This window comes from Novosphingobium sp. PP1Y, from assembly GCF_000253255.1.
Lineage (GTDB): Bacteria > Pseudomonadota > Alphaproteobacteria > Sphingomonadales > Sphingomonadaceae > Novosphingobium.
The window spans coordinates 2693112-2706248 of sequence record NC_015580.1; the positions used below are offsets into that span (position 1 = coordinate 2693112).

Here is a 13137-nt window from a genome sequence, read left to right on the forward strand (position 1 = left end):
GGACGAGGGGGAAGTTTCAGAAAAATGGCTGACGTACAGCAGCATCCACATGCACCCGAGCCGAGTGCATCGGACATCAAACTCGTCATTGCGGCTTCCTCGATGGGTACCGTGTTCGAGTGGTACGACTTCTTCATCTACGGAACGCTGGCCGGCATCATCGGCAAGACCTTCTTCCCTTCGGGCAACGCGACGCTCGAGACGCTGCTGGTCTGGGCCGGCTTCGCGGTAGGCTTCGGCTTCCGTCCGCTTGGCGCAGTGCTTTTCGGTTTTCTCGGGGACAAGCTTGGACGCAAGTACACGTTCCTTGTCACCGTCACGTTGATGGGCATTGCGACAGCCGGCGTCGGTTTTATCCCTTCGGCCGAGACCATCGGGCTCGCCGCTCCGGCGATCATTCTCCTGCTGCGTATCATGCAGGGTCTTGCGCTAGGCGGCGAATATGGCGGAGCGGCGATCTATGTCGCAGAGCATTCTCCGCCCAATCGCCGCGGCTTCTTCACCGGCTTCATTCAGGCAAGCGTCGTCGGCGGCTTCGTGCTCAGCCTGATCGTGGTCCTGACCTGCAAGGGACTGATGAGCGAGGAATTGTGGAATGCCTGGGGGTGGCGCGTTCCCTTCCTGCTCAGCATGATCCTACTCGCAGTATCTCTGTGGATGCGCCTCAAGCTGTCGGAAAGCCCGGTCTTCAAGGCGATGCGCGAAGAGGGCGAGATCGCGGGCAACCCCTTTGTCGAGAGCTTCACTTATCCTGGTAACAAGAAGCGCATCTTCATCGCGCTATTCGGGATTGCGGCAGGTCTGACGGTGATCTGGTACACGGCCATGTTCTCCGCGCTCAGCTTCCTCAAGGGGGCGATGCGCATGGAAGCAACGACGGCGGAAATCATCATCGGCATTTCCGCAGGCCTGGGCATGGCTTTCTTCGTATTGTTCGGTTCGCTTTCGGACAGGGTCGGGCGCAAGAAGCCGATCGTGTGGGGCTACCTTGCTGCGCTGGTGCTGATGTTCCCCCTGTTCTGGACGATCGGCGCTCACGCCAATCCCGCCCTTGTGCGGGCCAACGCGAACTCGCCGGTCGCGGTTTCGGGGCCTGACTGCAGCTACAATCCCTTCGCGTCTGTCCAGGAGAGCGATTGCGGCAAGTTGCTCGAAGATCTGACGGCGGCGGGAATAACCTACGAACTGGCCAATGGCACCGATCTTGAACTTCACATCGGCGGTGAGGCGTTACCGGTCGCAGCCTATCCCTGGGATGACAAGGAGGCGCGCAACGCCGAGTTGAAAGGCTGGCTGACCGACGCGGGCTACGACCTCGGAGTCGTCAGGCCGACCGTCAAGGATGCCCTTGTCATCGGCGTCATGCTGCTGGTCTTCATGGCTCTGTCGGGCGCAACATACGGGCCGGTCGCCGCACTTCTGTCGGAAATGTTCCCGCCGCGTATCCGTTACAGCTCGATGTCCATTCCCTATCACATCGGAACCGGCTACTTCGGCGGCTTCCTGCCGCTGATTTCGAGCTACATGGTCGCGACCAGCGGGAATCCATACCAGGGTCTGTGGTACACCTGGGGCATCGTCGCGATTGCCCTGGTGGTCGCAATCTGGGGTTTGCGGGGCGGTCCCCCGCGCGATTACGGTGATGATGCTGCCTGAACTGCCCGAGCCGCCGCTGCGGCTGAATCTCGACTGGAATGCCCTTAAAGCCAATTGGCAGGCCCTTGACCGCCTCTCGGGCAAGGCCCGGGCCGGCGCTGCGGTCAAGGCCGACGGCTACGGCCTCGGCGCTCGCAAGGCCACGGCAATGCTGCTCGAAGCGGGGTGCCGCGATTTCTTCGTCGCGCACTGGGCAGAAGCCGCCGACCTGCTCGATATCGTTGATCCCGGCTCGATTTCGGTCCTGCACGGTCCGCAATCGGCCGAGGATTGCGCCTATGGTCAGGCGATCGGGGCTAGGCCGGTCATCAATTCGCTCTCGCAGGCGCAGCGCTGGCTCGATGCCGGCGGAGGTCTTTGCGATCTCATGATCGATACCGGCATGAACCGCCTCGGGGTGCCCATGAGCGAGATCGGCAGCGAACTCCTCGCCCGTCTCGATGTCGATGTCCTGCTTTCGCACCTCGTTTCGGCCGAGGAGGAATCTTCCCTCAACGCCTTGCAGTGCAGCAGATGGCTTGAGGCGCGAGAGACGATTGGCCATCGACGTGCCAGCCTTGCGAACTCGGCAGGCATCGCGCTTGGCGCTGAATTTCATGGAGATCTCACTCGGCCGGGTGTTTCGCTTTACGGCGGAATCCCGCGTACCGATATGGGACGGCTGATCCGGCAGGTGGTCCGCCCTGAAGCGATGATCATGCAGGTGCGCCATGTCGCGGCGGGGGAGACGGTGGGCTACAATGCCACCTTCACGGCAAAGGCGGCGATGCGGGTCGGCACCGTCTCTACGGGTTATGCCGACGGTTACCTGCGCTGCTGGTCAAACAAGGGTCACTTTGAGGCAAATGGCGCAAAACTGCCGGTCCTTGGCCTCGTCAGCATGGACATGACGGTGATCGACCTGACCCATGCAAACGATATCGGCGAGGGCGACTGGGTCGGCGCCGCCTACGATCTGCCAAGTGCATCTGTAGAGACGGGTCTCACGCAGTACGAATTGCTGACCCTGCTGGGCCGTCGTTTCCGTCGCTGACCGCAATTGCCAAACCTTTTGCTGCGCAGCAATTTGTGTTGCATCGCGACAATGCGGGATGATACCATAAGCTACTGTCTGGACGGGGATTGGTCATGGCTGAAGCGGCGTCGCGCGACGACAACACTGTTATAATCAAAAAATACGCAAACCGGCGGCTCTATAACACGCAATCGTCGAGCTACATCACGCTCGAGCATCTTGCGAAGATGACGCGCGAAGGCGTGGACTACAAGGTGCTCGACGCGAAGAGCGGCACCGACATTACGCACACGATCCTTACGCAGATCATCATGGAGGAAGAATCCAACGGTGAGCAGATGCTCCCGGTGAACTTCCTGCGTGAACTGATCAGCATGTACGGCAACTCGATGCAGTCGCTGATTCCGCACTATCTCGAAGCATCGATGGAAAATTTCCGCGCCAACCAGACGAAGCTGCACAAGGCTTTCGAGGATAGTCTTGGCAACAATCCGCTCGCCAAGCTGGCCGAGCAGAACATGGCGATGTTCAAGGCGGCAGCGGCGGCATTCATGCCCGGCGGCGAGAAGAACGAGAGCAAGCCCGCCGCTCCGGCAGAGGGCGACGACCTTTCCGCGCTGCGCGATCAGATGGCGGAAATTCAGAAGAGGCTTGACGCGCTGGGCAAATAAAGGCCAGCGGGGTGCGTTCCGGCCTCGGGGTATCCCGCGGCCGGCCCCGATTCATGCGACGGATGGTCTGTCGCATTGCAGCAAGTCAGGAAGAACGCACCCGTGTCCGCCATTCGCCACGCCCTCTCGACCAAGCGCGAGGACGATTTCGCCCAGTGGTACCAGGAAGTCATTTCCGAGGCTGAAATGGCCGAGGAGTCCGGCGTCCGCGGCTGTATGGTCATCAAGCCCTGGGGCTACGGCATATGGGAACGCATCCAGCGCCTCATGGACGACATGATCAAGGCGGCCGGCGTCCAGAACTGCTACTTCCCGCTGTTCATTCCGCTGTCCTATTTCGCCAAGGAAGCCGAGCACGTCGAAGGCTTCGCGAAGGAAATGGCGGTGGTTACGCATCACCGTCTTGTCGCGGACGGCAAGGGCGGCCTCGTGCCGGACCCGGAAGCGAAGCTCGAAGAGCCGCTCATCGTGCGGCCGACTTCGGAAACCGTGATCGGCGCGGCGATGGCGCGCTGGGTCCAGTCGTGGCGCGACCTGCCGCTGCTGACCAACCAGTGGGCCAACGTTGTGCGCTGGGAAATGCGCACGCGCATGTTCCTGCGCACCAGCGAATTCCTCTGGCAGGAAGGCCACACCGCCCATGCCGATCGTGACGATGCGATGGTCGAGACGCTGCGCGCACTCGAGATGTACCGTGCCTTCGCCGAAGGGCCGCTCGCCATGCCGGTGATTGCCGGCGAAAAGCCCGAGAACGAGCGCTTCCCCGGCGCAGTCGCGACCTACTCCATCGAGGCGATGATGCAGGACGGCAAGGCGCTCCAGGCGGGTACCTCGCACTACCTTGGCACCGGTTTCGCCAAGGCTGCGGGTATCCAGTACCAGGACAGGGAAGGAACCCAGCAGTACGCCCATACGACGAGCTGGGGTACCTCGACCCGCATGATCGGCGGCCTGATCATGACGCACGGCGACGATGACGGCCTGCGCGTTCCGCCGATGGTTGCACCGCACCAGATCGTCATTCTGCCTATGCTGCGCGAAAACGACGAGGATGAAGCGCTTCTCGCCTATTGCGAGGAACTGCGCTGCGCACTTGCCTCGCAGTCGGTACTCGGCGAACCTGTGCGCGTCCTGCTCGACAAGCGTCCGGGCAAGGCCACCCAGAAGCGCTGGGCGTGGGTCAAAAAGGGCGCTCCCCTGATCCTCGAGATCGGTGGACGCGATGCCGCGGGCGGGCAGGTCTCCATGCTGCGCCGCGACCGTTTGTGGAACGACAAGGCCAAGGCCAACTTCATCGGTCTGGCAAAGGATGATTTCGTCGCGCGTGCCGCCTCGGAAATCGAGGACATCCAGTCGTCGCTCTATGCAGAGGCGCGCGCGAAGCGCGATGCCAACATCACGCGCGTTTCCAGCTTCGATGAAGTCGCTGCCTTCTTCTCCGAGGACAAGCGCTACCCGGGATGGGTCGAGGTTGAATGGGCACGCCCGACCGGCGAGGAACTGGAGGATGTGATCAAGCGCCTCAAGGAGCTCAAGCTGACGATGCGCAACACCCCGCTCAATGCCGAGCCGGTGGCGGGTAACTGCATTTTCACGGGACGTCCGGCCGTCGAAAGGATATACGTCGCAAGGGCTTACTGATCGAAAGCAGGAGGGGACGTGTTCGCGGCAATCAAGTACAACCTCGCCAACCTGACGAACTTCTCGGGCCGCGATGCGCGGCCCACGTTCTGGTACTACGTCCTCTTCCTGGTCATTGCGCAGTACGCGCTGGGCCTGCTGATCTCCTTGCCGCTGATGGGCGGCATGATGCAGGGCGTCGTGGAAGGCGTGAAGGAAGGCATGTCCGAAGCCGAGCTGCAGGCACGGATGCTGGCCAGGATGAGTGGCCCTATGCGCTCGGCCATGATCGCCTCCATGGGACTCTATCTCGTATCTTCGGCGCTGCTGGTTGCATCCTTCGTCCGCCGCCTGCACGATTCCGGCAGGCCAGGCTGGATTGCCGCCATCGCCTTCCTCTGCGTGCTGGGCGCACAGGCGGCATCGATGGCGAACATGGACAGGATGGTCGATGCTATTTCGACTTCTGCTCCGGGCAGTCCCGAGGCGATCCTTGCCGCGCAGGGGCCCCTGATCTATGCCACTATGCTGTCCTGGGTCGGCATGTTGATCGTCATCGGTTTCGGCGTCTGGCCATCGACCGACGGGCCCAACCGCTATGGCGAGGAACCGGTTCCCGACTGACACTTGCGAAGCGGGTGGGATGGTGAAAGATTGCGCGCATGCGCAAGATCGTATTTCCGCTCGTTCACATTGCCGTGCTCGGCTATCCCGTTCCTGCCCTGGCGGAGCAGCCGCAGGTCTCGCCGGATCGGCTGCGCGCCGATGTTGCGCAGCTTGTCTCCTTCGGTACCCGGCACACCCTGTCTTCCGACTCCGATCCCAAGCGGGGCATAGGCGCGGCCCGGCGCTGGGCGGCCGATGAATTCCGCCGGACGTCGAAAGCCTGTGGCAACTGCCTTGAGGTGGTTTTGCCCGAAAGCACGGTCAGCGGTGCGCGCATCCCGGCTCCGGTAAGGCTGGTCGACGTTGTCGCGATCCAGCGCGGGACAGAGCGCCCCGATGAAGTCGTTATCGTGCAGGGGCACATCGACAGCCGGGCCTCGGACGTCATGGATGCCGGGAGCGACGCGCCCGGCGCCAACGACGATGCGTCGGGTACCGCTCTCGTGCTGGAAGCCGCCCGCGTGCTTTCGCAACGCAGATTCCCCTCGACGATCGTCTATGCTGCGCTCTCCGGTGAGGAGCAGGGGCTTTACGGCGGCAGGTTGCTGGCGGACTTTGCGAAGAAGCAGGGCTGGACGGTCAAGGCGGTGCTGAACAACGACATCGTCGGTGGCACGCACGGTTCGGACGGGCTTGTCGACGATACCCATGTCCGCGTGTTCTCGGAGGGACCGCGGGCCGATGCGACCGACGAGACGCGCGCGGCCGCGCGGCGCTTCGGCGGGGAGAACGACAGCCCGAGCCGCAATATCTCCCGCTATATCGCCGGGCTTGCCGGAGGCGTGCAGGACGATCTTGCCGTGCGTCAGGTCTGGCGTGCCGACCGCATGGGGCGTGGCGGCGATCAACTGCCGTTCCTGGAGCAGGGCAATCCTGCCGTGCGCTTCTCGGTCGCCGTCGAGGACTACGAGCACCAGCATCAGGACCTGCGGACCGAGGACGGAGTGAAGTACGGCGATACGATCGACGAGATGGACTTTCCTTATCTCGCCAAGGTCACCCGCCTCAACGTAGCGACGCTCGCGGCACTGGCAAGTGCGCCGATGCCGCCCGAGCCCGTTGCCGATGCCGCGGTGAAGACATGGACCGACGTCCGTTGGAAACCGGTGGCAGGCGCCGTCGCCTACAACGTCTGGCGCCGCCGCACCGATGCTCCGGAATGGGAGTCACAGCCAGCCGTCTCCGGGACCACGCAGACCGCTGTCAAGCTGGAAGGCCTGCGCGGCGACGACTGGCTGCTGGGCGTCAGCGCGATTGCCGCCGATGGCAGCGAGAGCCCGGTCGCAAGCGCGGTTCCGGGCGGCGGTTATGAACCGCTTGGAAGCCAAGAGTGAGGCCGGCGCCATTGTAATCCGGAGGCATCGGGGCCATGGCAAGGAAATGGCTCCCAAGACACGGTCCGCGCCGGGCCTGCCGACGCGCAAGCAGATCCTCGACTTCATCGCCAATTCGCCCGTCCCCGCGGGCAAGCGTGAGATCGCGCGCGAATTCGGGCTGAAGGGGCAGGAGAAGATCCAGCTCAAGGCGCTGCTCAAGGACATGGCCGAAGAGGGCCTGATCGACGGCAAGCGCACGGCCTTCCACAAGATGGGCGGGTTGCCCAAGGTCACTGTCCTGCGCATCGTCGATATCGACGAGGGCGAGGCGATTGCCGTGCCGGATACGTGGCAGCCTGAGGATGCAACTCCGCCGCCGCGCATTCGCCTGGTCGAAAAGGGCCGAAGCGCGCTCAAGATGGGCGACCGAGTGCTGTCGCGCACCGAAGAGACCAACACGGGCTGGCGCGCGTGGCCGATGAAGAAGCTGGCGCTGCGTTCGGAGCAGATGCTTGGCGTGGTCGAGATCGATGGCGGCGGCAAGCCCTGGCTGGCCCCGGTCGACAAGCGCATCCGTCATTCCTCCCCGATCTCGGACCTGGGCGGGGCAGAGAAGGGTGAACTCGTGCTTGCCGAGCCAGTGGGAAGATCGGCCCGCGCATCGGTCAAGGTCACACAGGTGCTGGGCGAGCCGCTTGCGCCCAAGGCCTTCAGCCTCATTGCGATTCACAAGCACGGCATTCCCAACCATTTCACGCAGGAAACGCTGGACGAGGCGGAGCGCGTCGCGAAGATTCCGCTCAGCCCGGACAAGCGCGAGGACCTGCGTCACCTGACGATCGTCGCCATCGACCCGTCCGATGCACGCGACCATGACGATGCGATCTGGGCCGAGCCGGACGGGGAAGGGGGCTTCCGTGCCCTCGTCGCGATCGCCGACGTCTCGTTCTATGTGCGTCCCGGCGGTGAAATAGACCGCGAGGCGCGTCGCCGCGGCAACTCGGTCTATTTCCCCGACCGCGTCGTGCCGATGCTGCCGGAGATCCTCTCGGCCGACGTCTGCTCCCTGCGTTCTGGCGAGGACCGGGCCGCGATGGCCTGCCACATGCACATCGACGGGGCAGGCCGGGTCGTCGAATGGCGCTTCACCCGCGCTATCGTGCGGATCGACGAAGTCATCGCTTACGAAGATGCGCAGGCGCGGATCGACGAGGGCATAGCTGCCGACAACCTCAAGCACTTGTGGGAATGCTGGAAGGCCCTCGCCGAAGCGCGCCACAAGCGCGATCCACTCGAACTCGAACTGCCCGAACGCCGGGTCAAGCTCGACGAGCAGGGCCGGATCACCGAGATCGCCGTGCGCGAAAGGCTGGATGCGCACCGCGTCGTCGAGGACTTCATGATTGCGGCCAACGTGGCCGCGGCCAAGGCACTGGAAGCCAAGGTCGCCCCGGTGGTCTATCGCGTTCACGAAACCCCGAGCCGAGAAAAGCTCGTCGCGCTCAAGGACTACCTTGCGACTTTCGGTAAGAAGCTGGCGCTGGGGCAGGTCATCACCCCGGGCCTGTTCAACCGCATGCTGAAGGACATTTCCGACGAGGCCGAAAAGGCGCTGATCATGGAAGCTGTCCTGCGCAGTCAGACCCAGGCCTATTACGGGCCGCGCAACGAAGGCCACTTCGGTCTGGCGCTTGGGTCCTATGCGCACTTCACTTCCCCGATCCGGCGCTATGCGGACCTGCTTGTCCATCGCGCGCTGGTCGATGCCTACGGCCTTGAGCAGCCCAAGCCCCAGGGCGATATCCCGGCGACTTCGGGCCTGTCCGAGCGCGACCGGGAGGACCTGGGCCGGATCACCGAGGTCATTTCCGCGGCCGAACGCCGCGCGATGGAGGCCGAGCGCGACACGATCGACCGGTATGTCGCGGCATGGCTGTCCTCGCGCGTCGGGGACGTTTTCGACACGCGCATTACCGGCGTCCAGAAGTTCGGCTTCTTCGCGACGATCATCGGTTTGGGCGGCGACGGACTGGTGCCCGTATCGACGCTGGGCGACGAGCGTTTCGCCTACGACGAGAAATCGCAGGTGCTGGAAGGCGAGCAGACCGGAACGAGCTATGCGATGGGCCAGATCCTGCGCCTGCGCCTGGCCGAGGCGAACCCGCTGACCGGTGCTCTCAAGTTCGAGCTGGAGGAGGGTGGATCAGGCCAGATCGAGCAGCGGGGAAGGCCGATGCCGCTGAAAAAGCGTGGAAAACATTTCGCGGGAAAACGCGGTCGCCCGAACAATATCCGGCATCAGGGACGCAAGAAGCGCTAGGACGAGCGGACGCCGCAACCCCTAGCTGAGGCGCTCGATTTCGGCCTCGTCCAGCGTACCGGGAACCACGAAGACCGGGCAGGTCATCTGCCCGATACCTGCACCGGTGAAGTGCGCCACGAGCGGGCCCGGGCCGCCTTCCTTCGCGGCACCGAGAACCAGCGCGGATACCTCGGGATGTTCCTTCAGGTATTCGCGCACGACCTTGATGTCCTCGCCCATACGCACGGCGATCACCGGCATCTTCGCACCTTGCGAAAGCAGGTTGCCCGCTGCGGCGGTCACCAGCGTTTCGGCACGTGCACGCGCTTCTTCCTCAATGGTGGCCTGGACGCCGCCGAAGGCATTGAAGGGCTGCGGGGGGACGAGGGCGAGAAGATGGAGCGCGCCGTCGGTCTTGGCTGCGCGCCGGGCCGCGAACTGCAGGGCGACAAGCGCCTCATCGGTTTCATCGACGATTACCAGATAGACCCGCATCTTAGTCCCCTCTTTCCCGAGCTTATCGGGCCATTCGATTGTAGGTGCAAGCCATCAGGAATTCGAATTAGCAATGTGAAGGCGCTTGTATGGACGCGGCAACTTGTCCAAGGAAAGATCGATCCAGAAAATGACCTCCCCAGGATAAACAAGGGACTCAAACGCCTCCATGCCCATCGAGATCAAGATGCCCGCTCTATCCCCCACCATGGAAGAGGGGAAACTCGCCAAATGGTTGGTGAAGGAAGGTGACACCGTCAGCTCGGGCGACATCATGGCCGAGATCGAGACGGACAAGGCGACGATGGAATTCGAAGCCGTCGACGAAGGGACTGTCGGCAAGATCCTCGTGCCCGAAGGCAGCGAGGGCGTGAAGGTCGGGACCGTGATCGCCATGCTTGCGGGTGAAGACGAGGACATCTCGTCCGTTGAATCCGCTCCGGCACCGTCCGCGCCCAAGCAGGAAGCGCCCAAGGCAGCAGAAGAAGCCAAGACCGCGGCCCCGGCCCCGGCTCCTGCTGCCGCCAAGGCCAGCGCTGCGCCTGCCGCATCGAAGGAAGGCCGCGTTCTCGCTTCGCCGCTTGCCCGTCGCCTGGCCGATGCCAAGGGCATCGACATTGAAGCCGTAAGCGGATCGGGACCCAGGGGCCGCATCGTCAAGGCCGATGTCGAGGCCGCGCAGGCGGGAGCCTCCAAGCCGAAGGCCGCCGTTGCCGCAGCGCCCGTCGGTGAGGCTGCAGCTGCTCCCACGGTCGAGATGGCCGACGAAACCCGCGCTCTGCTCGACGCGCGCGTGCCGCACAGCGTCGAGAAGCTCTCGAGCATGCGCAAGACGATCGCGCGCCGCCTGACCCAGTCGAAGCAGGAAGCGCCGCACATCTACCTCTCGGTCGAGATCGTGCTCGACAAGCTGATCGCCCTTCGCGGCGAGATCAACGAGATGCTCGGCAAGCGCGGCATCAAGGTCTCGGTCAACGACATGCTGGTCAAGGCGCTGGCCATGGCGCTGGTCGAAGTGCCCGAGTGCAACGTGACCTTCGCCGGGAATGAACTGATCAAGTACGAGCGCGCCGACATTTCGGTCGCGGTCTCGATCCCCGGTGGCCTCATCACGCCGATCGTGCCCGACGCCAATGGCAAGACCTTCTCGCAGATCGCGCAGGCGACCAAGGACCTTGGTGCCCGCGCCAAGGAAGGAAAGCTCAAGCCTGAAGAGTTCACGGGCGGTACGGCGTCGATCTCCAACATGGGCATGATGGGAATCACCCAGTTCTCGGCCGTTATCAATCCTCCGCAATCGACGATCCTCGCCATTGGGGCAGGTGAAAAGCGCCCCTGGGTCATGGCAGACGGCTCCTTGGGAGTTGCGACCGTCATGAATGCCACCGGAAGTTTCGATCACAGGGCCGTCGACGGAGCCGATGGCGCGCGTCTGATGGCGGCGTTCAAGGCCTATGTCGAAAACCCGCTGAGCATGGTCGCCTGATCGCATGGAACCCCGGCGCGATCCGGTCATCCGAGTTACGGCCATGCCGGCCGACGCCAATGCCTATGGCGATATCTTCGGCGGTTGGCTGATGAGCCTGATGGACATGGGCGCGGGCCTGATCGCCGCTCGGCATTCCCATGGCAGGGCCGTGACGGTGGCGATGGACGGGATGCAGTTTCACCTGCCGGTCAAGGTGGGTGACGAAATCTCCGTCTATGGCGAATTGTGCCGCGTGGGCCGATCCTCGATGACCATCGGGGTCGAAGCCTGGCGGCGCCATCGCCACGAGGAAGAAGAAGTAAAGGTTACGCAAGCCGTGTTCACCTTCGTTGCGGTGGACAACAGCGGCAAGCCCAGGACGATCGAGCCGGGCCGCAATGAGCAGGAGATTTGAAGCAGTGGCAGATTCTTACGACGTCATCGTTCTCGGTTCCGGCCCCGGTGGCTACGTCTCGGCGATCCGCTGCGCGCAGCTGGGTCTGAAGACGGCCATCGTCGAGCGCGAGCTGCTGGGCGGCATCTGCCTTAACTGGGGCTGCATTCCGACCAAGGCACTGCTGCGCTCGGCCGAAGTGTTCCACCAGATGAAGCACGCCAAGGCCTATGGCCTGGCGGCAGAAAACATCACCGCCGATCTCGATGCGGTGGTGAAGCGTTCGCGCGGAGTTGCCTCGCAGCTCAACAAGGGCGTGACGCACCTGATGAAGAAGAACAAGATCGCCGTCCACACCGGCACCGGCAAAGTCGTTGCCAAGGGCAAGCTGGCGGTGACCGATGCTGACGGCAAGACGACCGAGCTGCAGGCAAGGCACATCATCGTTGCCACCGGCGCGCGGGCACGCGAGCTGCCTTTCGCCAAGGCCGACGGCAAGCGCATCTGGACCTACCGCCATGCGATGACGCCTTCGGAAATGCCGACCAAGCTGCTGGTCATGGGCTCTGGCGCGATCGGTATCGAGTTCGCCAGCTTCTTCAATGATATGGGCGCCGACGTGACCGTAGTCGAAATGCTCGACAGGATCGTGCCGGTCGAAGACGCTGACGTTTCCACCTTCCTCGAAAAGGCGCTGACCAAGCAGGGCATGACGATCATGACCGGCGCCGGCGTCGAGGCGATCACCGCCAGCGACAAGGGCGTGAAGGCCAAGATCAAGGGTAAGGACGGCAAGGTCACCGAGCACGAATTCAGCCATGTCATCTCGGCCGTCGGCATCGTGCCGAACACCGAAGAGATCGGCCTTGAAGGCGTGGGCGTGAAGCTCGATCGCGGTTTCATCCAGATCGACGATTACGGCCGCACCGGCGTGGCCGGCATCTGGGCCATCGGTGACTGCACGCCCGGACCGTGGCTGGCCCACAAGGCGAGCCATGAAGGCGTTACCGCTGCCGAGGCGATTGCCAAGGAACTGGGCAACAAGGACGTCCATCCCCATCCGCTCGACCGCAACAACATCCCGGGCTGCACTTACTGCCACCCTCAGATCGCGTCCGTCGGCATGACCGAGGCCAAGGCCAAGGAAGCGGGCTACGAAGTGAAGGTCGGCAACTTCCCCTTCATCGGCAACGGCAAGGCGATTGCGCTGGGTGAGCCGGAAGGCTTCATCAAGACCGTATTCGATGCCAAGACCGGTGAACTGCTCGGCGCACACATGATCGGTGCGGAAGTGACCGAGTTGATCCAGGGCTATGTTGTCGGCAAGACCCTCGAGACCACCGAGGCCGAGCTGATGAACACCGTGTTCCCGCACCCGACGCTGTCGGAAATGATGCACGAGGCAACACTGGCCGCTTACGGGCGCGCGCTCCACATCTGATCGCGTTTGCGCGAAAGAACAGGATGACAGGGAAGGGGCGGTCCTGCGGGACGCGCCCCTTTTCTTTTGGGCCTCAGGTTGTCTTGGGTGGGC

General features: G+C 63.3%; 11 protein-coding genes. 10 read left to right on the forward strand and 1 reads right to left on the reverse strand.

Annotation, left to right across the window (positions count from 1 at the left end):
• Positions 1-24 precede the first annotated feature (24 nt).
• From PP1Y_RS18765 to rnr, 7 genes are all read left to right on the forward strand, one after another.
• A complete protein-coding gene (locus PP1Y_RS18765; protein ID WP_013833627.1) occupies positions 25-1656 on the forward strand; it encodes an MFS transporter in 1632 nt (543 codons plus the stop codon).
• Positions 1646-2689 carry an alanine racemase gene (gene alr, locus PP1Y_RS18770; protein WP_013833628.1) on the forward strand — a complete coding sequence of 348 codons (1044 nt, stop codon included), beginning with the start codon at positions 1646-1648 and terminating at the stop codon, positions 2687-2689. Before PP1Y_RS18765 ends, alr begins: the two co-directional genes overlap by 11 nt.
• A 95-nt stretch (positions 2690-2784) precedes the next feature.
• Complete coding sequence (gene phaR / locus PP1Y_RS18775; protein WP_013833629.1) at positions 2785-3342, forward strand: polyhydroxyalkanoate synthesis repressor PhaR; 558 nt, start codon at positions 2785-2787, stop codon at positions 3340-3342.
• 102 nt (positions 3343-3444) lie between these two features.
• On the forward strand, positions 3445-4983 hold the full coding sequence (gene proS, locus PP1Y_RS18780; protein WP_013833630.1) for a proline--tRNA ligase: 1539 nt from the start codon (positions 3445-3447) through the stop codon (positions 4981-4983).
• An 18-nt stretch (positions 4984-5001) separates the two neighbouring features.
• The gene (locus PP1Y_RS18785; protein ID WP_013833631.1) at positions 5002-5586 is read left to right on the forward strand and encodes a DUF805 domain-containing protein; all 585 of its coding nucleotides are present in this window, start codon (positions 5002-5004) and stop codon (positions 5584-5586) included.
• A 38-nt stretch (positions 5587-5624) separates the two neighbouring features.
• Positions 5625-6962, forward strand: coding sequence for a M28 family peptidase (locus PP1Y_RS18790; RefSeq protein ID WP_013833632.1), 1338 nt, complete (start codon positions 5625-5627; stop codon positions 6960-6962).
• A gap of 46 nt (positions 6963-7008) precedes the next feature.
• Positions 7009-9264: a ribonuclease R gene (rnr, locus tag PP1Y_RS18795; protein ID WP_173364733.1), complete on the forward strand. Its 2256-nt coding sequence runs from the start codon at positions 7009-7011 to the stop codon at positions 9262-9264.
• 21 nt (positions 9265-9285) lie between these two features.
• Here rnr and PP1Y_RS18800 read toward each other — a convergent pair whose 3' ends face one another.
• Positions 9286-9741, reverse strand: a complete 456-nt coding sequence (locus PP1Y_RS18800) for a universal stress protein (RefSeq protein WP_013833634.1) — start codon at positions 9739-9741, stop codon at positions 9286-9288.
• Positions 9742-9910: 169 nt separating this feature from the next.
• On the opposite strand from PP1Y_RS18800, the gene PP1Y_RS18805 reads away from it, so the two are divergent.
• Genes PP1Y_RS18805 through lpdA form a run of 3 tightly spaced genes read left to right on the forward strand, consistent with a single transcriptional unit; the run spans position 9911 to position 13044 of the window.
• Entirely contained in the window at positions 9911-11227 is a 1317-nt protein-coding gene (locus tag PP1Y_RS18805) for a pyruvate dehydrogenase complex dihydrolipoamide acetyltransferase (protein WP_013833635.1), read from the forward strand.
• Between the two features lie 4 nt (positions 11228-11231).
• On the forward strand, positions 11232-11624 hold the full coding sequence (locus tag PP1Y_RS18810; protein ID WP_013833636.1) for an acyl-CoA thioesterase: 393 nt from the start codon (positions 11232-11234) through the stop codon (positions 11622-11624).
• Between the two features lie 4 nt (positions 11625-11628).
• Complete coding sequence (gene lpdA / locus PP1Y_RS18815; RefSeq protein WP_041558998.1) at positions 11629-13044, forward strand: dihydrolipoyl dehydrogenase; 1416 nt, start codon at positions 11629-11631, stop codon at positions 13042-13044.
• Positions 13045-13137 lie beyond the last annotated feature (93 nt).